Genomic DNA, 22,723 nt, shown 5'->3' with positions numbered 1-22,723 from the left:
CCAGGAAAGGCCTGGCTCCGCCGGGCCTTTCCTGTATCAGAGCCACTTCCCGAATTGTTCCCGAAACGTGCGACTGAGGGTCAGCTTGGTGCCGTCGCGCATGATCACCAGGTGGTCCCCGCCGGTCCAGGGCTGGAATTCCTTGATGCAATCGAGGTTCACGATGGCGGAGCGGTGGATGCGCCTGAATTGTGCCGGGTCCAGCCGCGCCAGGAGGCTCGCCATGGTCTGGCGGAGGAGGTGGGAGGTGCCCTCCACATGCAGACGGACGTAGTTGTCTTCAGCTTCGATCCATTGCAGAGCGCTCGTCCTGACCAGCACGTGGCGGTCCCCCTGGCGCACCAGCAGGCGGTCCACCCAGGGGCGCTCCTCGCGCAGGCTGGCCAGCAGGGCTTCCATGTCCGGCGCTTTCTCCGAAGGGGTCCGAAGGCACCATCGGCGGGCGCGTTCCAGGGCCTGGTGGAAGCGCTCCGGGGAGAAGGGCTTCAACAGGTAGTCCAGGGCGTGGACCTCGAAAGCTTTGAGCGCGTGCTGATCGTAGGCCGTGATGAAGAGCGTGGGCGGCATGCGGTCCGGACCCACGGCCTCCACCACGCCGAAGCCATCGAGTTCGGGCATCTGGATGTCCAGGAAGACCAGATCCGGAGCCTGGTCCTCGATGGCCTTCACCGCCTCCAGGCCGTTGGAGCACTCGCCCACCAGCTCGATGTCCGTGGAGCGCCGCAACAGATGGCGGATCCGCTGGCGGGCCAGCATCTCATCGTCCACCACCAGGGCGCGGAGATTCATGGTGCCTCCCCCTCCCCTGGTTCCAGGGGCAGATGGAGGACCACCAGGGTGCCCATGCCCGGCCCACCGCGAAGGTCCAAGCGGTGGCGCCCCTTGTAGATCAGGCCGAGGCGACCCCGGACATTGCTCAGACCCACGCCCTCCCGGTCTGAGGTGAGGCCTTCTCCGTCGTCCTGCACCTCCAGCACCAGGTACTCGGAATCCCGCGAGGCCCGCAGGCGCAGGGTGCCGCCGCCGGGCCGATCGGAGAGCCCATGCTTCAGGGCGTTCTCCACCAGGGGTTGGAGGATGAAGCTGGGCACCCGCACATCCTGGAGGCTGGCCGGAACGTCCACTTCGATTCGCAGACGATCCTGGAAACGCACCTGCTCGATGGCCAGGTAGGCTCGGATGAAGGCCAGTTCCTTGTGCAGCGGCACCATCTGGTCTGGTGGAGCCTCCAGGGTCATCCGGAGGAAGGTCCCCAGGCGGCTGATCATGTCGTCGGCCCCGTCCGGATTCGCGTGGACGAGGGCCGAGATCGAGTTGAGGGTGTTGAACAGGAAGTGCGGCTGGAGTTGCATCCTCAGGGCCTGGTTCTGCGCCTCGGCAAACCGGGCCTGCAGCTTCGCGGCCTCCACTTCCCGGGCTTTGTACTTCCGGTAGATCCGCACCCAATGGAAGGCCCCCACCACGGCCCACATGAAGAGCAGGTTCGTATGGAAATAAGCCCGGTAGAACTTGGGCAGGCCCTTTCGCAGATGGACCGGATCGAACACCTTCCCCCAGCCGGAATCCACCAGCAGGGAGATCAGGTAGGCCAGGAAGAGCCCCAGGGCCGCGACGAGGATGCTGGCCACGAGATGGAGGCCCCAGGTCCGCCAGTGGGACCAGGCGAAGGATTCGATGGGCCGACGGTCCGCCAGCCAGATCAGGAAAAGACCCAACAGTCCCCAGGTCCCGTTCTGAAGGAGGTTCAGCGCCAGCAGCCGGAGGACCGAGGCGGAAGGGTACAGGGCCAAGTCCCAGGTGGCCATGTAGAGCCCCATGAGGGCCCAGATGCCCCAGTACCAGCGCCACTTCATCCCCGAGGGACCCATGCCACAAGCCTAGATACCTGAGCCGGTTCCCGCCAGCGGGTTGGGGCCAGCCGAGGGATTCCAGGGGCGATCTCCCCAAAAGATCATCCATTGATCATGAATGATGGCACCCCGGTTGCCTGGATCGGGAGTAGGATGGGCCCGCGCGGAGGTCGCCATGGCCACGATCACCCTGAACGGGAACCCCCTCCACACCTGCGGCGAGCTGCCCACCATCGGCTCTGCCACCCCCGCCTTCACCGTCACTCGCACGGATCTCCGCGAGGTCGCCAGCGTGGACCTGGAAGGCAAGCGCGTGTTGCTGAGCATCTTCCCCAGCCTGGACACGACGACCTGTGCGGAGAGTGTGCGGAAGTTCAATGCCCTGACGGCGGACCTCAGCGATACCGTCCTGCTGTGCGTGTCCATGGACCTGCCCTTCGCCCAGGATCTCTTCTGCGGATCGAAGGGCCTGGAGCGCGTCGTGCCCGTCTCCACCTTCCGCCACCCTGAATTCGGCGCCGATTTCGGCGTCACCCTCATCGACGGACCCATGCGGGGTCTCCTCGCCCGGGCGGTGGTGGCACTGGACGAGAATGGCACCGTCATCCATACCGAACTGGTGCCGGAGCTCACGCGGGAACCCGACTACGATCTGGCCGTCCACGCCATCCGGAGCCACCACCATCCATGCCCAGAGGATGCGCTGGAGAGCACCGAATAGGCGTTCGGACCGAATCGGGAAATGCCTCCACGAAGGACACGAATAGGCCCCGGGGCGCAAGAAGATCACGAAGGTAAGGTGGGCAATCCCCTCCGCCTTCGTGATCTTGTCCTTTTCTTCGTGTCCTTCGTGGAGGTCTTTTCTATCAGACCTTGGCCATGAGTCTCGCCCGGGTGTAGGGGATGAGCCCACCGGCGTCCATGATGCCTTTGCGGGCGGCGGGGAGCTTCACCTGGTCGTAGGCCTTGCCCGTGGTCTTGTTGAGCACCTGGTCCGCCGTGATCTCCAGGTCGTCGCCTTCGCTCGCCTCGATGCCGGGGCAGATCACGACCTGCAGGCCCAGGTTGATGCTGTTCTGCAGGAAGATGCGCGAAATGCTCTTGGCGATCACGGCCACCTCGTACCCCTTGAGCGTGGAGCAGGCCTGCTCGCGGCTCGACCCGCAGCCGAAATTCTCGCCCCCCACGATGATGGAGCCGGGCGCAAAGGCCTTGGCCTTGAGCTGGGCGTTGAACTCCGTACGGTCGAAGAACGCGAACTGGGGCGTTTCGGTGGGCAACACGGTGGCCATGAAGCGGCCCGGATAGATGTCGTCGGTGCTGATGTCATTGCCGAGCTTGATGATGACCTTGGACATGGTTCAGCCCTTTCTCGGATCGGTGATGACGCCCGTGATCGCGGAGGCGGCGGCCACCACGGGGCTGCACAGGTAGACCTCCCCCGTGGGATTGCCCATGCGGCCCTTGAAGTTGCGGTTGGTGGTGCTGAGCGCCTTTTCGTGGTCGCCCAGGGCGCCTTCATGGACCCCCAGGCAGGGGCCGCAGCCTGAGTTCATCACCACGGCGCCGGCCTTCATCAGGTCGTGGACGTAACCTTTGTCCAGAGCCTGGGCGAAAATCTTGCTCGAGGCCGGAAACACCAGCATGCGCGTGCCCTGGGCCACTTTCTTGCCCCGCAGGATGTCCGCCGCGGCGGCCAGGTCGTCCAGCCGCCCATTCGTGCAGCTGCCGATGACGATCTGCTGGATCCGGGTGCCGGCCACATCGCCGATGGGCTTCACGTTGTCCACCATGTGGGGGCAGGCGATCTGCGGCACCAGGGTGGATACATCGATCTCCACCGTCCTGACATAGTCTGCATCCAGATCGGGTGTGACACAGGGGATGGGGTCCGTCACCCCCGCCTCTTCCCGAAGGTACCGCAAGGTCTCCGCGTCACCTGGGACGATGCCCGACGTGGCACCCGCCTCCACGCTCATGTTGCAGATGGCGATGCGGCCGCTGGTGCTCATCTTCCGGATGGTCTCGCCGTGGAACTCCAGCACCTTGTAGTTGGCGCCCTGGGCCGTGAGCTTGCCGATGAGGTGGAGGATGAGGTCCTTCGGCCCCACGAAGGGCGGGAACTCGCCTTTGACCACCACCTTGATGGTGGCGGGGACTTCGATATTCACTGCGATGCCCAGGCTCCATACAGAAGCCATTTCGGTGGCGCCGATGCCGAAGCTGAAGGCGCCCATGGCCCCGTGGCTGGTGGTGTGGGAGTCGGTGCCCACCACCACGAATCCAGGCCGCACATAGCCGTACTCCGGCAGGATCTGATGGCAGATGCCACCGACATCGCCGCGGATGTCATGGAACTTGGTGATGCCATGGTCGGCCACGAAGCCCCGGATCTTCTTCTGGTTGGTGGCGGTCTTCGGCGATTCAGCCGGCACGCGGTGATCGAAGATGATGGCGACCCGGGAGGGATCCCACACCTTGGCGGTCAGCCCAGTGCCTTCGTACACCTCGTGGAACTGGTTGATCACCAGCGCCGCGTTCTCATGGGACATGGCGAGGTCCACCTTCGGCTCCACCACATCCCCGACCTTCACGGACGGCAGGCCCGCTGCGCGGGCCAGGATCTTCTCGACGACCGTCATGCCCATAACTGCCTCCTCAGATCACACCTTTGGTTTTCAGTTCAGCTAGATCGGAATCAGCCAGGCCCAGGCGCCCGTAAATTTCCGCATTGTGCTCGCCCAGAGCGGGCGGCGGAGCCTCGACGGACCCAGGAGTCTTTTCGAAGAGGGCGGTGAGACCGAAAACCTCGATCTCGCCCACACCGTTCACCTGCACCTTGCGCAGCACCTCCCGGTGCTGGATCTGCGGCTGCCTTAGCGCCGCCTCCAGGTCGAGGATCTCGCCACTCGGAACATCCTTCGCATTCAGTTCCCCTACCCAGAAACGGGTAGATTTCTGGGCCAGCTTGGCCTCCAGCAATGGCGTCAACTCACGCCGGTTCTTCTTGCGGGTATCCCGTTCCTGGAACCGCGGATCGGCCTTCAGTTCCGGCACTTCCAGCACGTCGCAGGCCGCCTCCCACTGTTCCTGCTTGTTGGCGGCGATGTTGATGTGCCCATCCTGCGTACGGAAGGTACCGCTGGGCGCCGCCGTGAAGTTGTCGTTGCCCATGAGCACGGGCTGTTCACCGCCGATGAGAAGGTTCGCGGCCACCCAACCCATGAGGGGCATGATGCTATCCAGCAGGGCGATGTCGATGGCCTGCCCCTGCCCCGTGCGCTCCCGGTGGAAGAGCGCCGCCATCACGGCGAAGGCCGCGTTCAGGCCGCCCACCGTATCGCACACCGGAAAGCCCGTCCGCAGGGGGCTCAGCCGCTCATCACCGTTCACGGCCATTTCGCCCGACAGGCCCTGGATGATCTGGTCGTAGGCCGGCTTGAGGGCGTCCGGTCCGGTCTGGCCGAAGCCGGAAATCGCGCAGTAGATCAGCCTCGGGTTGAGCTCCGCCAGAACCTTGTAGCCAATGCCCAGCCGGTCCATGACGCCGGGGCGGAAGTTCTCCACCACCACATCCGCGTCCTTCACCAGTTTCCGGAACAGCTCCTTGCCTTCGGGTGACTTGGTGTTGAGGGTGATGGATTTCTTGTTGCAGTTCTGGGCCAGGAAGCTGGTGCCCATGAGCTTCTTGTTCAGCTCGGGGACGATGCCCAGCTTGCGGGCCAGATCCCCGTCCTTGGGGTTCTCCACCTTGATGACCTCGGCCCCGAGGAGGGCCAGATGCAGGGTGGTGAAGGGGCCCGACAGGACGTTGGTGAGGTCCAGGACCTTGATGCCGTCGAGGATCTGCCTGCTCATACCGTCACCTTTGCAGCGATGGGCCCAGTCTTGTGGACGCAGCCCGGCAGGTCCCGACCGAGGTGGGCCGCCACGTCCTGCGCCACCTTGATCAGGGTGGGGAGGTCGATGTCGGCCCGCTGACCCGAGCGCTGGAGGCCGTGCACCAGATCCTCGGTGGCCACATTGCCCGCCGCCACCTTGGTGAAGGGGCAGCCGCCGAGGCCGCCGAAGCTGGTCTCGATGGCCTTGGCGCCCGCTTCCATGGCTGCGTAGACACTCGCCATGCCCAAACCATAGGTATTATGGATGTGGGCAGTGAGCTCAGCGCGCGGATCCAGCTCCAGGACGCGCCCGACGTAGCGCCGGACCTGGTCGGGATGGGAGTGGCCGGCCGTATCTGCAAGGCTGATGGAGGTCAGTCCGGCCTCCAGGTAGGCCGCCACGATGCCCATGACGCGATCCTCGGGAATGGGGCCCTCGAACCCGCAGCCGAAGGCGCTCTGGACACTCACCTGCACCTTCCTGCCGGCCTCCCTGGCCGCCAACGCCGTGGCGATGATGCGCCGCTGGGCCTCCTCGGTGCCCATGCCCGTGTTCTTCCGGCTGTGGGTCTCGGAAGCGGACACACCCAGGCAGATGAGCGGCACGCCCACCTCCAGGGCCCGCTCCAGTCCCTTCTCGTTCAACACCAGACCCGATAGCAGGGCGCGGTGGGATTCCTTGGCAAGGATGCGGAACAGCTCATCCGTGTCTGCCATCTGGGGCACCTTGTCACCCCGCACGAAGGAACCCACCTGAACGATATCCACGCCCGAATCCGCCACCCGGCGGATCCAGTCGAGCTTGACCTCCGTGGGCACCACCGCGGCTTCGACCTGGAGACCGTCGCGGGGACCGACTTCGTGGATGAGGATCGGATTCATGGCATTCCTCAGAGCTTCCGTGCGATGGCTTCGCCCATGTCGAGGGTCGAGGCGCTGCCGCCCATGTCGTAGGTGCGCACCTGGCCTTCAGCGATGACGGCGGCCACGGCCTTTTCCAGGCGGGCGCCCTTCTCCGGCTCGCCCAGCCAATCCAGCATCATCTTGGCGGCGAGGATGGTGGCGATGGGGTTCACCTTGTACTGGCCCGCATACTTTGGCGCGCTGCCGTGGCTGGGCTCGAAGACCGCCAGCTTGTCGCCGATGTTGCCCGAGCAGCCGAAGCCCAGGCCACCCACCATCTGGGCCGCCAGATCGCTGACGATGTCGCCGAAGAGGTTCGTGGCCACCATCACGCCGTAGTTCTTCGGGTTCTTCAGCATCCACATAGTGATGGCGTCCACGTTGGCGTCGTCCATCTGGATGCCGGGGTATTCCCTGGCGATGCGCTTGCCGGTCTCCAGGAACATGCCCTCTGTGGCACGCACCACGTTGGCCTTGTGGATGACCGTCACCTTGGGATAGCCGAAGGTCTTCGCGTACTCGAAAGCGGCGCGGATGATGCGGTCGCAACCCTTCACCGTGTTGATCTTGCAGGTGATGGCGAACTGATCGCCCGGCAGGTCCGCGAAGTGGCTGAACGGTTTGCTGAGCCGCTTCAGGCTGTCCTTCAGCTCGTCGGGCACGGGGGCGAACTCGACGCCGGAATAGAGATCCTCCGTGTTCTCGCGGAAGATCACCATGTCGATGCCTTCCTTGTAGTTCAGCGGGTTGCCCGGGTAGGCCTTGCAGGGCCGCAGGCAGGTGTAGAGGTCGAACATCTGCCGCATGCGGACGATGGGGCTGCGATAGATCAGCCCTTTGCCCTTCAGCTCCGGGATCAGCTCGGCCTCGGCATCCTTCACGGGCTTGGAGGTGATGGCGCCGAACATGGCGGCGTGGCTGTTCTTGAGCAGGTCGATGGTGCGCTGGGGGAAGGACTCGCCTTCCTTGCACCAGAACTCCCAGCCGATGTCGCCATGGGTGTAGGTGGCGTCGAATTTCAGGGCATCGAGGCAGATCTTCGCCGCCTCCATGACCTCGACGCCCACGCCGTCACCGGGCAACCAGGCGATGTTGTATTGGCTCATGATCGGCTCCTGCGGGAAGGGGTCCTGCCCAGGCGCAAAGTCGCCCCGGGACCGCCCAATCATGACCTCCCCGTTAAGTTTGAGCTCCGATCGCCATCACAATTCCGGCCGAAAAGCCTGGTTTCGACTCTTCGGACCTACAGATCGTCAAAAACGATCGGCTATTTGCAGGCCAGCCAGCTCGCCCCGGAACGGACCTCCGCCGCCAGCTTCACGCCCAGGGCCCCCAGGTCGTCGGCGCCTTCCATGGCCTCCTTCAGCAGCAGCGAGGCGCGGTCCACTTCCTCGGGAGGTGCCTCCATGAGCAGCTCGTCGTGGACCTGGAGCAGCAGCCGCGCCTGGAGACCCGATGCCTGGAGGCTGTGGTGCAGACGCACCATGGCCCGGCGCATGAGGTCGGCGGCGGTGCCCTGGACGATGGTGTTCACGGCCTCGCGCAGACCCTGCGCCTGGAACTGCTTGTTGGGGCTCTCCAGCTCCGGGATGCGGCGGATGCGGCCCCAGTGGGTGCGCACCAGACCTTCCGCCAGGGCCCGTTCCTTGGCGTTCTCGATCCAGGCGGCCACCTTGGGCATGCGCTCGAAGTAGCGCTCGATGAAGGCCTTGGCTTCCTTCTGGCTGACGCCGATGTTGGCCGCGAGGGCGAAGGCCCCCTGGCCGTAGAGCAGGCCGAAGTTGACGGCCTTGGACGCGCTGCGCTGCTCCGAGGTGACCTGATCCATGGGCACGTTGAAGACCTCTGAGGCTGTCCGCCGGTGGATGTCCTCCCCGGCGGCGAAGGCGCCCAGCAGCACGGGATCCTCAGCCAGGGCCGCCACCACCCGCAGCTCGATCTGGCTGTAGTCGGCGTCCAGCAACACCCAACCGGGCTCGGGCACAAAGGCGCCCCGGATGGCGCGACCTTCTTCGGTGCGAATGGGGATGTTCTGGAGGTTGGGATCGCTGGAAGCCAGGCGACCCGACGCCACCGCCGCCTGGTGCAGGCGCGTGTGCACGCGGCCCGTGACGGGGTTCACCATCTGGGGCAACGCCTCCACATAGGTGCCCAGCAGCTTCACCATCTGCCGGTGGCGCAGCAGCTCGCTGGCGATCTCGGCACCCTGCTTCTCCGCCAGCTCCTGAAGCACATCCTCATCGGTGCTGGGGGCCTTGGTCTTGCCGGTGTACTTCACGGGCTTGAAGCCCAGCTTGCCGAAGAGGATGCCGCCCAACTGAGTGGGACTGTTCAGGTTGAAGGGCTCGCCGGCGAGCTCGAGAACGCGGGCCTCGGCGCGCTTGCGCTCGCCGTGCATGCGCATGGCGAGTTGGGAGAGGACCTCCAGGTCGAGTCGCACGCCATGGCCTTCGAGAGCCGCCAGGGCGTCCACGAGAGGAAGATCCACCTCTTCGTAGAGCCGCTTCAACCGGTCGTCCGCGAGCATGGCCCGCAGCTTGTCGCAGAGCTGGAGGGCGAGGTCCGCATCCTCGGCGGCGTACTGCACCGCATGGTCGAATTCGGCCTCATCGAAGCGCTTCTGGGCCTTGCCCTTCCCCACCACCTCTTCGAAGGCGATGGGCTTCACGTCCAGCAGGCGCACGGACAGATCGTCCAGGTTGTGGCGGACCCCGCTTTCCAGCAGGAAGCTCAACACCATGCTGTCGTCCGCCAACCCGGCCACCGGCAGACCGTGGCGGGCCAGCACCTGGAGGTCGTACTTCAGGTTCTGGCCGCACTTGCCCACGGAAGCGTCGGCCAGCAGGGGCGCCAGCACGCGCCGGGCCTCCGCGAAGGGCAGGTTGCGGGCATCCAGGTGGGGCGCCAACTCGGCAAAGAAGGTTGCCGCGTCTCCACGCAGATCCAGCAGGGATGCGGGCAAGCCGCTATCGGGCAGCAGTCCCGGCAGGGAGCCCTCCGTATCCGCGGTGGCCGGCTTCAGGTGGGCCAGCGGGACGTAGAGGCCTTCGTTGGGCGCCCAGGCCAGACTCAGGCCCACGATGTGGCCCCGCGTGGGATCGATGCTGGTGGTTTCGGTATCGAGGCCGAAGCGTCCCGCGGCGCGGCAGGCCGCCACGGCGGCTTCCAGATCAGCCACGGTGGCTGCGGAGCGGTACTTCCGCTCGCTGCCCGCCTCTTTGGCGCTCTGGGTGAACTCCTTGGTGAGGGTCTGGAAGCCCAGGGCCTTGAAGGTCTCCCGGGCCTTGGCCTCGTCCACGCCGGGATAGGCGAGGTCCTTCGGATGCAGAGGCAGCGTCAGATCCGTGACCACGGTGACGAGGCGCTTCGTGAGCTCCAGCCATTCGGCCGCGGCCTCCAGCCCCTCCCGCTGCTTGGGTTTCAGGCCAGCCTTGGCGGCCAGCACACCGTCCAGGCTGCCGTGGGCCTCCAGCAGCAGGGCCGCGCCCTTCTCGCCGATGCCGGGCACGCCCTTCACGTTGTCGGAGGCGTCGCCCACCAGGCTGAGGAAGTCCACCACCTGCTCGGGCCACACGCCCATGCGGGCCTTCACGCCCTCGCGGTCGTGCCAGATCTCGCCATCCTTGGTGTTCAGCACCTGGATCTTCAGGTCGTCGTCCACCAGCTGCAGCAAGTCCTTGTCCGGGCTGACGATGACCGCCGGCAGACCGTGGGCGGCGGATTCCCGGGCCAGGGTGCCCATGACATCGTCCGCCTCGTAGCCGGAGAGTTCGACGATGGGGATGGAGAGGGCCTCCACCAGCTGGCGGATCATGGGGATCTGGGGCCGCAGGTCCTCGGGCATCTCGGCGCGGTTGGCCTTGTACTCGGGATAGAGCTCATGCCGGAAGGTGGGCCCCGGCATGTCGAACACACAGGCGAGGTGCGTGGGCTGGTGTTTCGCCAGCAGCTGCAGCACCAGTCGCGTGAAGGTGTACGCCGCGCCGTTCTTCAGCCTGGGATTGGCGAAGTAGGCGCGAAAAATGAAAGCGAAGGTGTCGATCAGGTAGAGGCGGTCTTCGGACATGCCTCCAGTCTGGCAGCACTCTCTTCTCCGTCACCTCAGTCCATAGGCCCGGCGCAGGATCGCCTCCCACCAGGCCGCGGGCAGGAGGGCCTTCAGCTTGCCCACCCAGAAGGCGTCCCGGCCAATGACCACGCGCCGCGGGGGACGTTCAGCCACCAGGGCCTTCAGGATCTTCCGGGCGCAGCGCTGGGCATCCATGGCGAAGCGCTCGCCCTGCTGCTTCCGCACCGCCAGGTACCGGGCGAGGATGGCCTCATAGCGGGTGCCGCGGGCCCGCTCGGGCAGGTCGCCCCAGGCCTTCGTTAGGGTTTCCCTGAACTCCGTCCGGATGGCGCCGGGCTCCACCAGCACCACGGCCACTTCCTCGCCGATCTCCAGGCGCAGGCTTTCCGCCAGGGCCACCACCGCATGCTTGGAAGCGTTGTAGGGCCCCGCCAAAGGGATGGACAGGCGCCCCAGCATGGAGGCCACCTGAAGGATCCGCGCGCCGGGTTCCCGCCGCAGCAGGGGCAGGAAGGCGTTGGTCACTTGGTGGAGGCCGATGACATTGGTCTCGAACTGCGCGCGGAGTTCCTTCGCGCGTAGGAGTTCAAGGGGGCCCACCTGGCCGTAGCCGGCGTTGTTGACCAGGGCCTTGAGGGGCAGGTCCGCGCAGGCTGCGGCCGCGGCGGCGACGCTGGTTCCGTCGGTGACATCGAGAGGGAGCACACGGAGGTCCTCGCCCGGGGGTAGGTCCACCAGCGTCTCCACCCGCCGCGCCGTGGCCACCACGCCCCAGCCCGCCGCGCGGCAGAGCGGCACCAGGGCCCGCCCGATGCCCGTCGAGCAACCTGTGATGAGGACCCAGTTCCGCATGCAGCCATCTTTCCACATCCAGCAAAACGGGGCGCAAACGCGCCCCGTTTTGCTGGTACCGCCTTCGGCGGAATTACTTCTTCTTCTCGGTATGGCCTGTGGCCATACCGAGACCGCCGAGGCAATACTCCTCATCGTGAACTACTTCTTCTTGGCAGGGGCCTTCGCCGCAGCCTTGGCCTCGATCTTCGTGGCCACCTGCTTGTAGGTGACGGTCACCTTGTCGCCGGCCTTGAGGGCATCCTTCCCGGTGGTGCTGCTGTCGGTGTAGAAGCGCCAGGCCTCCTTGCCGAGGTCCAGGGTGAAGCTGTCGGGGGCCACTTCCTTCACGGTGCCGGTCTTCTGGTAGCTGGCTGCCGCGGCGGCCCAACCGAGGGCGGCGCCCAGGATGGCCGTAGCAGAAAGGACGACAAGCGACTTCATGCGCATGGGGCTCTCCTTGAAAAGGTGCCCCAAGGCTAGCAGTCCCCCATGAAAGGGCAAGAACTACACGATGGCCAGCAAACCCACCAGCCAGAAGCTCAGGTCCACGCTCAGCTCGAACCGGTGCTTCCCGGTGGTGAACCGCTCGTGGTAGAGCCACAGGTACAGCACGGGATAGGCGGCGCAGATCACGAGCACCAGCGCCACAGCCAAGGGGTGCCCATGCTGGCGATTGTCGAAGGTGAGCCAGAGAGTGCCGGCCAGGAGGGTTCCCAACAGCCCCACCAGCACGGCCTTGGTGGCTGACTTGCCCATGAGGATCGGCAGAGTCTCCTTCCCGACGATCTGGTCGTTCTGCATGTCCCTGATCTCGTAGATCACCGTGCGGACAAAGGCCAGGACACCCACCAGGAAGACGGCCGCGAACGCGCGGAGATCCCAGGCCCGGCCCTCCTGCCAGACGGGCATGATGACCGCCACCGTAGCCAGGGCCAAGGCCACCACCACGTCCTTGGAGCCGGGGATCTTCCGCAGGCTCAGGGTCCACCCGCCTACCTGGAACCGCCGCTTGTAGGCTGCGCCCACCAGGGAGGCGCCGGCTGCCACCGTCAGGGCCTTCAGGCCCAGGCTCACCGCCAGACCGAGGGTGATGGCCAAGGCCACCAGGCCCGCCGACAGCAGGAGGGTGCGGTTGCGCTCCAGGAAGCGCGCCCGCGCCGGTCCCTTGGCACCGAGGCCCAGGGGATCCAGGAAGGGGGTCAGCAGGTACATGGCCAGCACATAGGTGCCCGCCAATACCGGATAACGCCAGCCCAGGGGGAGTCCCAACCACTTGTGCACCCCGAGGGTCATGAAGGCGGCGCCCATGGCCAGCAGCGACGAGCTGCCGAAAGCAGCCTGCAGGAAGCTCCGCCAGCGGCTGGGACCGTCACCCAGCTGCTCCAGCACGTCCACCACCTCATCCACCAACCAGGTGGGGGTGGAAGCGCCGGCCAGCACGCCCACGGTCTCGCGGCCCGTGAAAGCCTTGAGATCCAGTTCCGCGGCAGTCTCCACGTACTGGACGGGCTTGCCGTAATGGTGGGCCAGCTCGGCCAGGTGCTTGGTGTTGCTCGAGGCCTTGCCACCCACGACGATGACCGTGTCCACGGTGCGGGCCAGCTCCTTGGCCTCGTCCTGGCGCATCCAGGTGTCCTCGCAGATGGTGTTCTCGAAGACGGCGTCCACGGCCCGGGTTCTGAGGTAGTCAGTGATGGCGTGATAGTCCTTCACGGTGAAGGTGGTCTGGGCCACCACCAGCACCTTCTTGAGCTGTTCGTCGGTCAGGGCCTCGGCCTCGGCCATGCTCGACACGATGACGGAGCCGTGGTCCGCGAAGCTGCGGTGGGCCACGCTCTCCGCGTGGCCATGACTGCCCAGGATCACCGTGAAGTAGCCTTTGGGGCTCCACTTCTTGATCTTGTGGTGGACCTTCGCCACCTCCGGACAGGTGGCGTTGACGATCTTCACCTCGCCTCGGGCCTGGCGCTCCTTGAGACCGCGCAGGTCCTGGATGGGGATGCCGTGGGCGCGGATCACCACCGTGCCCGCCTGCACCTTGTCCGGCGCCTCCGCGACGGCCACGCCCCGCCTGCCGATGAGTTCCAGCGCCTGGGGATTGTGGATGAGCGGCCCCAGCGTCTGCACGGTGCGGCCGTCGTTGCGCACCGAGGCCTCCAGAACCGCGTCCATGGCGCGCTTGACGCCCCAGCAGAACCCCGCAGTCTTGGCGACGATGACTTTCATGGGTGCCCCAGAATCCTGACCGGGTTGGTCAGGTTATTCATCATAGCGCTCCCGCCGGCTCGACGCACAGCGTGTCTGTCGCCACATCCACAATCCTTGGCACCTGGATTTCCCTTACGCTAGGTCCCAGGCCGGCCTTCTTTTCAAAGGCCTGGGGGTACCTTATCCATGGACTCCGACCACCCCGACAAGGATCTGCCCCTGAAGGAGGACATCCGTCTGCTCGGGCGGCTGCTGGGAGACACCGTCCGGCTGCAGGAAGGTGAGGAGACCTTCCTGCTCATTGAGCGAATCCGGCAGAGTTCGGTGCGCTTCCACAGGGCCCTGGATGCAAGCGCTGGCCTTGAACTGAAGGCGATCCTGAAAGGCCTCAGCCCGGGTCGCGCCATTCTGGTGGTCCGCGCCTTTAGCTACTTCTCCCAGCTCGCCAACCTGGCCGAAGACCAGCATCACATCCGGCGGTCCCGCGCCCACCACACGGGGAGCGCCCCGCCCCGGCCCAGTTCCCTGGGCCACGCCCTGAACCGGGCCGCCGGTGCGGGACTGGATGCAGATGGTCTGCGGGCCTTCTTCGCCAGCGCCCAGGTCCGCCCTGTGCTCACTGCCCACCCCACCGAAGTGCAGCGAAAAAGCGTCCTGCATGCCCAGATGGAGATCGCCCGACTGCTTGATGAGCGTGACCGCCTCGCCTCGACCCCAAGAGAAACGGCCCTCCGGGACGAACACTTGCAGCGGCAGGTGTTGCTGCTTTGGCAGACCCGCATGCTGCGGCCCCAGCGGCCGGCGGTAGCCGACGAGGTCACCGGTGCCCTCTCCTATTTCGACCGCACCTTCCTGAGGGAAGTCCCTGCCCTCTATGCGGATCTGGAGGATCGGCTCGGGCTGGACCCGGCCTGGGGGGATGCGGAGTTGCCACCCTTCTTCCAGGTCGGCAGCTGGATCGGCGGCGATCGGGATGGCAATCCCTTTGTCACCGCCAAAGTGCTTCAGCAGACGCTGCGGATGCAGTCCCGCACCATCCTGGAATTCCTGCTTCGAGAGACGCGCGCCCTCGGCGAGGAACTCTCCCTCAGCTTGCAGGTCACTCGGGCCTCCCAGGAGGTTCAGGACCTGGCGGAACAGTCTCCGGACCGGTCTCCGCAGCATGTGGACGAAGCCTATCGACGGGCCCTCTCCTTGATCTTCGAACGACTCTCGGCAACCCATCGGAATGAGTTGGCCACCGAGGCAGCCCCTCTGCCCGGCCCAGGGGAGCCCTATGGCTCACCCGCTGAGCTGAAAGCAGATCTGGACACGCTGGACCGCTCCCTGCGCGCCCATGGAGGTCGGCTGCTGGCCCGGGGCCGTCTGCGGGACCTGCGCCGGTCGGTGTCAGTCTTCGGCTTCCACCTCGCGCCGCTGGATCTGCGGCAGAGTTCCGAGGTCCATGAACGGGTGGTGGCCGAGCTGCTGGAAGCCGTGCGACCCGGCACCGGGTACCAAGCCCTGGGCGAAGCGGAACGGTTGACCCTGCTGGTTGCCGAGTTGGAGAGCCCACGTCCTCTCGCCTCGCCCTACCTGGCCTACAGCGAAGAGACCCAGGGTGAGCTGGCCCTGTTCCACGCGGCAACCGAGGCCCAGCGACGCCTGGGGATGGAGGCCCTCCCCAGCTGCATCGTCAGCCACACGGAGAGCGTCTCCGACCTCCTGGAAGCGGCCGTGATGCTGCGGGAGGCGGGGATCCTGCGCCCGGCGCAAAGCCGCCTCGACATCAACCTCATCCCCCTCTTCGAAACCATCGAGGATCTCCAGCGCTGCGGCGACATCATGAATGGGCTGCTCCGCCAGCCCCTCTACCGTCGCCTGCTGGACAGCCGCGACGGTGTGCAGGAGGTGATGCTGGGCTATTCGGACAGCAACAAGGACGGCGGTTTTCTCACGTCGCGCTGGGAGCTCTACAAGGCTGAGTTGCGGCTGGTGGAAGTGGCCAGGCGCCACGGCATCCGCCTGCGACTCTTCCATGGCCGCGGCGGATCCGTGGGCCGGGGCGGCGGACCCAGCTACGAGGCCATCCTAGCCCAGCCGCCCGGTGCGGTGCGCGGCCAGATCCGCCTGACCGAGCAGGGCGAGGTGATCGCCGCCAAATACGGTCATCCGGCCGTGGCCCGCCGCAACCTTGACGTGCTGGTAGCCGCCACCCTGGAGGCAAGCCTTCCGGATGCTGATGGCGTGAGGATGGACCCCCGCTTCCCGGAAGCCATGGATGCGCTATCGAACGAAGCCTGCCGGGCGTACCGCGATCTCGTGTACGGAATGGAGGGCTTTGAGCAGTTCTTCTGGGAGTCCACGCCCATCGCCGAGATCGCCCAGCTCAACATCGGCTCGAGGCCGGCCAGCCGGAAGGCGGGCCACGCCATCACCGACCTCCGGGCCATCCCCTGGGTCTTCAGCTGGAGCCAGTGCCGCCTGATGTTGCCGGGCTGGTATGGGTTCGGCGCCGCGGTCGAAGCCTTCCAACGGGAGCGCGGCGAGGCGGGTCTGGCCTTGTTGAGGGAGATGCACGCCCGCTGGCCCACGTTCCGCGACCTGCTCTCCAACATGGACATGGTGCTCGCCAAGGTGGACCTTGGCATCGCCTCCCGCTATGCGGACCTGGTGAGCGACGCGGCCCTGCGAGGCCGAATCTTCGGCCGCCTGCAGGAGGAGTGTGGCGCCTCCATCCGCGCGCTGAAGGCCATCACGGGGCAACGTGAATTGCTGGAGGGCAATCCCGCCCTGAGGCGCTCCATCCAGCACCGCTTCCCCTACCTCGACCCCCTGAACCACCTCCAGGTGGAGCTGATGCGCCGCTACCGCGCCGGCGACAGCGACGACCTCACGGTGCGGAGTATTCTGCTCACCATCAACGGCATCGCTGCAGGGCTGCGGAACAGCGGGTGAACCCGGGCCTCAGTGAAGCGGGACCCGGGTTCAAGGGGTTTCGGAAGGTTCAGAACCCGCCGGTTCCTTGGGGAGAGCCCACACCCGTGACGTAGTCCCAGCCCACCAGGCACGGGAATCCGTTGTTTCCCGAGGTGATGTCGCGGAACACGGGTGGGGCGGGAGGATTCAGATAGCTGCCATAGATGGTCGTGAGCAGCTGCGTGGTGTTCGTGAACGTTCCGCCGCCCAGGTTCACCATGCCGGCGAGGCACGGCGAGGAGACGCTGGTGCCGCCCACCACCCACCACCCGGACCGCCCGTGGTAGGACGTGGTGTCGTACACCGCCACACCCGTATTGGGGTCCGCGTCGGAGGAGATGTCAGGTACGCCGCGGCCGGACCCCGTCATGGACACAGCGGTCTGCCAGCTGGGCTTGGCCTCGTAGGGGCTGTTGCCGCCTCCGCCGGCACTCCAGCCGGTCTCGCCCGTGAAGGTGCCGTTGGCATCCGTGGCCACGCTGGTGCCCCCCACGGCGACGACGTACGGCGAGGTGGAGGGGTAGATGGTCTTGCCGCCGGTGTCGCCGCTGGCGGCGAAGAAGGCTGGCCCATTCACGTTGAAGTGCGTGTCGTTGGCGGTTTCTCCCGAGGACTCACTGCCACCCCAGCTCATGGACACCTGCTTCACGCCGGCGAGGGACACCGCCAGGTCCACGGCTGCGTAGAGGTTCGCGTTGCTGTTGGACTGGGCCTCCACGAGGACGATCTTGGCGGCTGGCGCCAGGGCATGGGCCCACTCGATGTCGAGGGCCGCCTCCAGGGCCCAGCCGGCATTGGTCCTTGGCTTCTTCCCCCCCTGGTAGACAACCTGGAAGACCGTATTGGTGGCGGCCGTCGGATCCGTGGAAGTCTCCTGGGGCAACCCGAACATGGCGGAGAAGGTGTTGAAGTCATTCAGGGCCGTCGGATAGTGGAAGGCGTCGATGATGGCGATGACATCGTGGCCTCCGGTGGCTGAAAGGCCATAGAAGTCGCGGATCTGCATCGGAGTCATGCCGCCCCCCGGACCCAGGCCACCTCCAGGCCGGAGGAGCACCAGGTGGTTCGTGTGGGACCGGACACCGATATCCTCCCTGGCCTCCAGGCTGGTATCCGGGATCAGCACGTCCCCGTGGATAACGGCGGGAGCCTCCTGCCCGGCAAGGTGGGCCAACCCCAGCCCAAGACCGAGGACCATCGCAAGTACTTTCGTCCTTCGCATGCCGCCCTCCTTTGGCGTCGTGCCCGGACCCCCCGGGCATCATTCAAGATCCCGTGGTAATTGATACCGTGTCTCATTTATTGAAAACGGCACGGAAATCTACTCCCGCCATCGAAGGGAGTCAAGGGATCGGGCCAGCGCTGAATAGCCGAATAGAAGGCCTGGAACGGTTCTTAGGACTGAACTTGTTCCACCGCCGGGCCGAGCGGTGGCAGGGTCGGTTCTGCCGTCATCAGTCTTCGCCGCAGGGCGTGTTCACTGGGGGTGGAAAGGTAGCGCGCGACCAGCCAACCGAGCAGCCAGGAGAGTGCAGCGGCGGGCAGGTACCAGAGGATGCCCCACCGGAGGCTGGCGCCGGTCGCCTTGAAGGCGCGAACCACCGGCCACACCACGAACATGTGGGTGAGGTAGATCTCGTAGCTCAGACGCCCGAAAGAACGCAACCAACCCGTGCCGGGGAGCGGGTTGGCGGGCCCGCTTGAGACCCGCCAGTGGAAGGCCAGGACAAGGCCGGCCGTCGAGAGCGTCAGCAGGAGAAGGGTGCCGTTCCCCAGGTAGGGCCAGATCTTGCCTTCGAAGCAGAGCACTGCCGCCAGGCCCATGGCGCCGGCCGCCCCGACCAGCCGCACCATCCCACGTCCTTGCGGGCGAAGGTAGTCCGCGGCCAGAGCGCCGAGAACACCCATGGCAATGCCGGCCATGCCGGGCAGGTAGGCCTTCTCCTGCCATATCCCGTTTCCGGCGAGGGCGGCACGCGACACCGGCAGGGACAGGGCGAGCAGGATCAAGGCGGGCACCAGGAATCGCTTCCGGCGCAGCCCCAGGCAGACCAGGGGGAAGCCCAGGTAGAAGATTTCCTCGATGGACAGGGACCACAGTACGTCCCAGTTCCCGGGCAGCCAGCCCGTGCGTCCTTCGTACCAGTTCAGGTGGAGACCCAGCGCTGAAAAGATCGTCCTGGGGAGCGACTGGTTGGGGTGGCTGATGACGTAGTCCCGCGCACCGGCCAGATGGAGCGCGCTGAGGACCGCCACCAGCGCCACCAGGCAGGGCAGGATGCGCGCAGCCCTGCGAGTGTAGAAGCTTCGGGCATCGATCGCCCCCAGGGTGCCCCATCGGGCCAGCGTGTTCGAGGTGATGAGAAACCCCGAAATCACGAAGAACACGAACACTGCTTCGTAGCCGTTGTAGATCAGCGCATTGAGGAACCACCTCGGCAGAAAGGTGGCGAGCACCCCCTGCTTGAGGGGGATGCGCAGCCCCACGTGATGCAGCACCACCAACAGGATGGAGAGACCGCGCAGGAGGTCGATCCCAGGGTTCCGAGTCGAGGGGGCACCCTTCGACGTGGCCGCCTCGGTCATGGGCGCCACGCCGAACGTTGCTTCAGTGCTTCATCCGCCATGAGCCATCCTACCTGACCCCTGCCCGGGCTCGGCCACCCGGCTTATTTCCGGGCGGGCACCTGGATCATGGGCGTGGCGCCGCCCATGGGCGTGATGATCAGGTTGCCCTTGGCGCCGATGTCCCGCAGGGCCTGGATGCGCTGGTACTCGATGATCTGGGGGGTCAGGCTCTGGCTCACGATCTGCTGGGCCTTGGCCTGGCCTTCGGCCTCGATGCGCTTGCGCTCGGCCTCCTGCTTCTCCTTCTGGAGCACGAAGAGCATCTTCTGGGCATCCTGGTCTGCGCTGATCTTGTCGTTGATGGCCTTGGTGATCTGTTCAGGCAGGATGACGTTGCGGAGCAGCATCTGCTCCAGGGAGATGCCGCGGGCCTCGAAGGCGGCCTTGAGTGTTTTCGACACCTGGTCCACGAAAGACTGGCGCTTCGATGTGTAGAGCTCGGTGGCGGACAGGCTGGCGGCTGCGTCGCGCAGGCTGGCGCGGATCTCGCTGCGCACGATCCGATCCTCCACATCGGGCCCGATGGTGCGGTAGATCTCCGGCAGGCGCGCCTGCTGTAGGGAGTAGAAGATGGTGGCATCCAGCTTCACGGTCAGCCCGTCGCTGGTGATGACCGAGATCGAATCGTCGCCCCGCTTCTGGCCTTCGTCGCCCACGGTCGACATGGTGTAGTTCCGGGTGCGGACTTCCATCTCCACCACCTGGGTGAAGGGGTTGATGAAGTGGAGGCCTGAAGGCAGGGGCTCGCTGTTCACCTTGCCGAACAGCACCTGGATCCCCGCCTGCCCCGGGGGCACGATGACAGCCATGGAGGCCAGCAGGACGACCAGACCCAGGCCCAGCCCTGCCCACTGCAGGATCACCAGGCGGGCGGACAGGGGATACCCGACCTTGGTCTTCCATCGCCAGGCCAGCGCACCAACGACAAACAGCAGAAGAGCGATGAGGACCACAGAGCACCTCCCAAGGGGCGGGTCAGGTTAACAGGGCAACTTCCGGCGGCCTGGACAAGGGAAAGGCCCCCGCCTCGCGGCGGGGGCCTTTCCCTGTTCGTTGGAGCTCAGTCCTCGGCCACTGCGAAGGCGGGGACCGCGTCCACTTCTGTGCGGGCAGGCTTGATCTCCTCGGCGGTCCTCCAGCCCCAGGCGCCGATGACGGCCTTGAAGGTGAAGATGATCACGGCGAGGGCGCCGAGGCCGAAGAGGGTGTCGCCGGGCATGCGCAGCCAGGTGAAGGTGCGCATCAGGGGGGACTGCACCACTTCGGCGCTGCGGGCATACCAGGTGCCATGCTCGAGGCTCTGGGCGACCTGGTAGAAGCCGCTGGGGATCAGCGACAGCGCCAGCATCAGGACAAGGCCCAGGTTCAGGCCCCAGAAGCCCCACTTCAGCCACTTCTCGTCCCAGGCCTTGTCCGGCGTCATGCCGCGCAGGGCGAAGAGCATGAGGGAGATCGCCAGGAAGCCGTAGACCCCGAAGAGTGCGGCGTGGCTGTGGATGGGCGTGGTGTTCATACCCTGGCCGAAGTAGAGCACCGAGGGCGGGTTGATGAGCATGCCGAAGACACCGGCGCCCAGCAGGTTCCAGAAGCAGACCGCCGCGAAGAACTTGAAGGGCCACTCGTACCCGCTACCCAGAGCCCGGCCGGCCTTCAGGCTCATGGCGATCTCGAAGCCCACGATGGTGAGGGGCACGATCTCCAGGGCGCTGAACACGGAGCCCAGGGCCGCGATGGAGGCCGGGGAGCCGGTGTAGTAGAGGTGGTGGAAGGTGCCGATGACACCGCTGCCCAGAAAGAGGCCCATGGAGAGGCTCACGGCGCGGAGCGCGGTGCTTTCGCGAAGGAGGCCCATGCGCGTGGAGAGCAGCGCGATGGCGACGGTGGCGAAGACCTCGAAGAAGCCCTCCACCCAGAGGTGGACCACCCACCAGCGCCAGTATTCCGCCATGGCGATGTGGGTCTCACGGGTGTACATGAACCCCGCGGAGTAGAAGAGCGGGATGGCGATGGCCGACAGCACGAAGAGCTTGAGCAGGCCCAGGCGGCCCTTCTCACCCTTCAGGGCGGGCAGCAGCGAGCGCAGCACCAGCACCAGCCAGATGACCATGCCGACCGTCAGCAGGATCTGCCAGAGGCGGCCCAGTTCCACGTACTCATAGCCTTGGTGGCCCAGCATGAAGGAACCCGACAGCTTGCCGACAATGGCCTGGTGGGCACCCACGAGGGCCCCGACCACGACCACCACCAGGGCGGCGAGTAGCCCGGCGACGCCCAGCCACTGGCCCTTGGGCTCCTTGGCGCTGAGCTTGGGGCCCAGGTAGAGGCCCGTGGCCAGCCAGCAGGTGGCGATCCAGAAGACCGCCAGCTGCAGGTGCCAGGTGCGGGAGGCCGCGTAGGGCAGGATGTGCGACAGATCCAGCCCGTAGAGCCCGTTGCCTTCCACCGCGTCGTGGGCCGTCATGACGCCCATGCCGATCTGCACCAGGAACAGGGCCATGGCGACCGCAAAGTAGATGGCGGACCAGCGCTGGCTGGGAGTGGCCGGAGCGGGGGGGATGGGCTTGGGATCCGGGAATTCCTCGGCCGGCTGGGTGGCGTGGTGCCACACCATGAGACCCACGCCCAGGATCAGGAGAATGATGGAGAGGATGCTCCAGAGGTGGCTGATGGGCGTGATGGTGTTGCCCACCAGGGGCTCCTGGGGCCAGTTCTGGGTGTAGCTGTGGTCCGCGCCGGGACGGCGGGCCGCGGCGGACCAGGCCGTCCACAGCCAGAAGTCGGCCACCCGCTCGCCCTCCTGCATGGTGGGAATCCACCGGGCAGGAATGGCCGCGCCCTTGTCGCCTTCCACCGCGACCTTCGCCAGCTCGGCGCGGGTCGCCAGGTAGGCAGCGGCCTGGGCGGCATTCAGCGTCAGCGTGTCGGTGGATAATTCATACCTATTGTTCTGAAATATGGATACGGTGCTTGCCTTGGCATCCGCGATGGAAACGCCCTGGGCCTTCACCCCGTCGAGGGTGTGGGAGGCCCACTGGTGCAGGGCCTTGGCCGACCAGTCCGGCGCCAGGTAAGCCCCGTGGCCCCAAATGGAACCGATGTGCTGGCCACCGTGACCCAGGTAGCTGACCTGGCCTTCGAGGATCTGTCCGGGGCCCACCAGCTGGGTGCCGTCCTCCGCCACGATCCGCTGCGGGATCGGGGGCGCATTCTGGGCGATCTGCCGCCCACCCAGTCCCAGCACGCCGAAGCCCGCGAGGAGCACCAGCAACACCAGCCACCACCTTGCCTTCATTGGAACCTCCGTACATGCCCGCTCTGGGCGCCGGAAAGCAGTGTTCCACGATTCTCCATATTTAGGACTGTTAATTCTTAATTGTGATCTCCGGCACGCC

General features: G+C 66.0%; 17 protein-coding genes. 2 read left to right on the top strand and 15 right to left on the bottom strand.

Annotated features, from left to right (window positions below):
* Window positions 1-36: 36 nt before the first annotated feature.
* Both NOV65_RS00760 and NOV65_RS00755 read right to left on the bottom strand, forming a co-directional pair.
* A complete protein-coding gene (locus tag NOV65_RS00760; protein ID WP_257303354.1) occupies window positions 37-789 on the bottom strand; it encodes a LytR/AlgR family response regulator transcription factor in 753 nt (250 codons plus the stop codon).
* Entirely contained in the window at window positions 786-1,853 is a 1,068-nt protein-coding gene (locus NOV65_RS00755; protein WP_257303352.1) for a sensor histidine kinase, read from the bottom strand. Before NOV65_RS00755 ends, NOV65_RS00760 begins: the two co-directional genes overlap by 4 nt.
* A gap of 172 nt (window positions 1,854-2,025) precedes the next feature.
* Between NOV65_RS00755 and tpx the strand changes: the two genes are divergently transcribed.
* The gene (gene tpx / locus NOV65_RS00750) at window positions 2,026-2,571 is read left to right on the top strand and encodes a thiol peroxidase (protein ID WP_257303351.1); all 546 of its coding nucleotides are present in this window, start codon (window positions 2,026-2,028) and stop codon (window positions 2,569-2,571) included.
* A 145-nt stretch (window positions 2,572-2,716) separates the two neighbouring features.
* Here the strand turns inward: tpx and NOV65_RS00745 are convergent, their stop codons facing one another.
* From NOV65_RS00745 to ispH, 9 genes are all read right to left on the bottom strand, one after another.
* Window positions 2,717-3,208, bottom strand: a complete 492-nt coding sequence (locus NOV65_RS00745) for a 3-isopropylmalate dehydratase small subunit (RefSeq protein WP_257303350.1) — start codon at window positions 3,206-3,208, stop codon at window positions 2,717-2,719.
* A 3-nt stretch (window positions 3,209-3,211) separates the two neighbouring features.
* Entirely contained in the window at window positions 3,212-4,492 is a 1,281-nt protein-coding gene (locus NOV65_RS00740) for a 3-isopropylmalate dehydratase large subunit (protein WP_257303348.1), read from the bottom strand.
* Between the two features lie 16 nt (window positions 4,493-4,508).
* On the bottom strand, window positions 4,509-5,708 hold the full coding sequence (locus NOV65_RS00735) for a CaiB/BaiF CoA transferase family protein (protein ID WP_257303346.1): 1,200 nt from the start codon (window positions 5,706-5,708) through the stop codon (window positions 4,509-4,511).
* Window positions 5,705-6,613 carry a hydroxymethylglutaryl-CoA lyase gene (locus NOV65_RS00730; RefSeq protein WP_257303344.1) on the bottom strand — a complete coding sequence of 303 codons (909 nt, stop codon included), beginning with the start codon at window positions 6,611-6,613 and terminating at the stop codon, window positions 5,705-5,707. Before NOV65_RS00730 ends, NOV65_RS00735 begins: the two co-directional genes overlap by 4 nt.
* Before the next feature lie 8 nt (window positions 6,614-6,621).
* Entirely contained in the window at window positions 6,622-7,740 is a 1,119-nt protein-coding gene (locus tag NOV65_RS00725; protein WP_257303342.1) for an isocitrate/isopropylmalate dehydrogenase family protein, read from the bottom strand.
* A 161-nt stretch (window positions 7,741-7,901) separates the two neighbouring features.
* Window positions 7,902-10,700 carry a DNA polymerase I gene (gene polA / locus NOV65_RS00720; RefSeq protein WP_257303340.1) on the bottom strand — a complete coding sequence of 933 codons (2,799 nt, stop codon included), beginning with the start codon at window positions 10,698-10,700 and terminating at the stop codon, window positions 7,902-7,904.
* Window positions 10,701-10,730: 30 nt separating this feature from the next.
* Window positions 10,731-11,555 (bottom strand): SDR family oxidoreductase, encoded by an 825-nt coding sequence (locus NOV65_RS00715; RefSeq protein WP_257303339.1) that lies wholly within the window; start codon window positions 11,553-11,555, stop codon window positions 10,731-10,733.
* Window positions 11,556-11,696: 141 nt separating this feature from the next.
* A complete protein-coding gene (locus tag NOV65_RS00710) occupies window positions 11,697-11,984 on the bottom strand; it encodes a hypothetical protein (RefSeq protein WP_257303337.1) in 288 nt (95 codons plus the stop codon).
* A 57-nt stretch (window positions 11,985-12,041) separates the two neighbouring features.
* Window positions 12,042-13,763, bottom strand: a complete 1,722-nt coding sequence (ispH, locus tag NOV65_RS00705; protein ID WP_257303335.1) for a 4-hydroxy-3-methylbut-2-enyl diphosphate reductase — start codon at window positions 13,761-13,763, stop codon at window positions 12,042-12,044.
* A gap of 168 nt (window positions 13,764-13,931) precedes the next feature.
* Between ispH and ppc the strand changes: the two genes are divergently transcribed.
* Entirely contained in the window at window positions 13,932-16,682 is a 2,751-nt protein-coding gene (gene ppc / locus NOV65_RS00700) for a phosphoenolpyruvate carboxylase (protein ID WP_257303333.1), read from the top strand.
* Between the two features lie 49 nt (window positions 16,683-16,731).
* Here ppc and NOV65_RS00695 read toward each other — a convergent pair whose 3' ends face one another.
* The 4 genes from NOV65_RS00695 to NOV65_RS00680 all read right to left on the bottom strand — a co-directional run bounded on the left by NOV65_RS00695 (window position 16,732) and on the right by NOV65_RS00680 (window position 22,623).
* Window positions 16,732-17,925 (bottom strand): S53 family peptidase, encoded by a 1,194-nt coding sequence (locus NOV65_RS00695; protein ID WP_257303331.1) that lies wholly within the window; start codon window positions 17,923-17,925, stop codon window positions 16,732-16,734.
* Between the two features lie 173 nt (window positions 17,926-18,098).
* Entirely contained in the window at window positions 18,099-19,289 is a 1,191-nt protein-coding gene (locus tag NOV65_RS00690) for an acyltransferase family protein (protein WP_257303329.1), read from the bottom strand.
* A gap of 83 nt (window positions 19,290-19,372) precedes the next feature.
* Window positions 19,373-20,284, bottom strand: a complete 912-nt coding sequence (locus tag NOV65_RS00685) for a prohibitin family protein (RefSeq protein WP_257303327.1) — start codon at window positions 20,282-20,284, stop codon at window positions 19,373-19,375.
* A gap of 107 nt (window positions 20,285-20,391) precedes the next feature.
* The gene (locus tag NOV65_RS00680) at window positions 20,392-22,623 is read right to left on the bottom strand and encodes a nitric-oxide reductase large subunit (RefSeq protein ID WP_257303325.1); all 2,232 of its coding nucleotides are present in this window, start codon (window positions 22,621-22,623) and stop codon (window positions 20,392-20,394) included.
* Between the last annotated feature and the right edge of the window lie 100 nt (window positions 22,624-22,723).

It is taken from the genome of Geothrix campi, from assembly GCF_024609265.1.
In the GTDB taxonomy this organism is placed as follows: domain Bacteria; phylum Acidobacteriota; class Holophagae; order Holophagales; family Holophagaceae; genus Geothrix; species Geothrix campi.
Note: the sequence above shows the minus strand (reverse complement) of the source record. Positions and strands in the feature narration are given on the sequence as shown.

Coding starts and splice junctions, on each gene's coding strand:
- NOV65_RS00760 (WP_257303354.1), bottom strand. CDS start 789: ATGAATCTCCGCGCCCTGGTGGTGGACGATGAGATGCTGGCCCGCCAG.
- NOV65_RS00755 (WP_257303352.1), bottom strand. CDS start 1,853: ATGAAGTGGCGCTGGTACTGGGGCATCTGGGCCCTCATGGGGCTCTAC.
- tpx (WP_257303351.1), top strand. CDS start 2,026: ATGGCCACGATCACCCTGAACGGGAACCCCCTCCACACCTGCGGCGAG.
- NOV65_RS00745 (WP_257303350.1), bottom strand. CDS start 3,208: ATGTCCAAGGTCATCATCAAGCTCGGCAATGACATCAGCACCGACGAC.
- NOV65_RS00740 (WP_257303348.1), bottom strand. CDS start 4,492: ATGACGGTCGTCGAGAAGATCCTGGCCCGCGCAGCGGGCCTGCCGTCC.
- NOV65_RS00735 (WP_257303346.1), bottom strand. CDS start 5,708: ATGAGCAGGCAGATCCTCGACGGCATCAAGGTCCTGGACCTCACCAAC.
- NOV65_RS00730 (WP_257303344.1), bottom strand. CDS start 6,613: ATGAATCCGATCCTCATCCACGAAGTCGGTCCCCGCGACGGTCTCCAG.
- NOV65_RS00725 (WP_257303342.1), bottom strand. CDS start 7,740: ATGAGCCAATACAACATCGCCTGGTTGCCCGGTGACGGCGTGGGCGTC.
- polA (WP_257303340.1), bottom strand. CDS start 10,700: ATGTCCGAAGACCGCCTCTACCTGATCGACACCTTCGCTTTCATTTTT.
- NOV65_RS00715 (WP_257303339.1), bottom strand. CDS start 11,555: ATGCGGAACTGGGTCCTCATCACAGGTTGCTCGACGGGCATCGGGCGG.
- NOV65_RS00710 (WP_257303337.1), bottom strand. CDS start 11,984: ATGCGCATGAAGTCGCTTGTCGTCCTTTCTGCTACGGCCATCCTGGGC.
- ispH (WP_257303335.1), bottom strand. CDS start 13,763: ATGAAAGTCATCGTCGCCAAGACTGCGGGGTTCTGCTGGGGCGTCAAG.
- ppc (WP_257303333.1), top strand. CDS start 13,932: ATGGACTCCGACCACCCCGACAAGGATCTGCCCCTGAAGGAGGACATC.
- NOV65_RS00695 (WP_257303331.1), bottom strand. CDS start 17,925: ATGCGAAGGACGAAAGTACTTGCGATGGTCCTCGGTCTTGGGCTGGGG.
- NOV65_RS00690 (WP_257303329.1), bottom strand. CDS start 19,289: ATGACCGAGGCGGCCACGTCGAAGGGTGCCCCCTCGACTCGGAACCCT.
- NOV65_RS00680 (WP_257303325.1), bottom strand. CDS start 22,623: ATGAAGGCAAGGTGGTGGCTGGTGTTGCTGGTGCTCCTCGCGGGCTTC.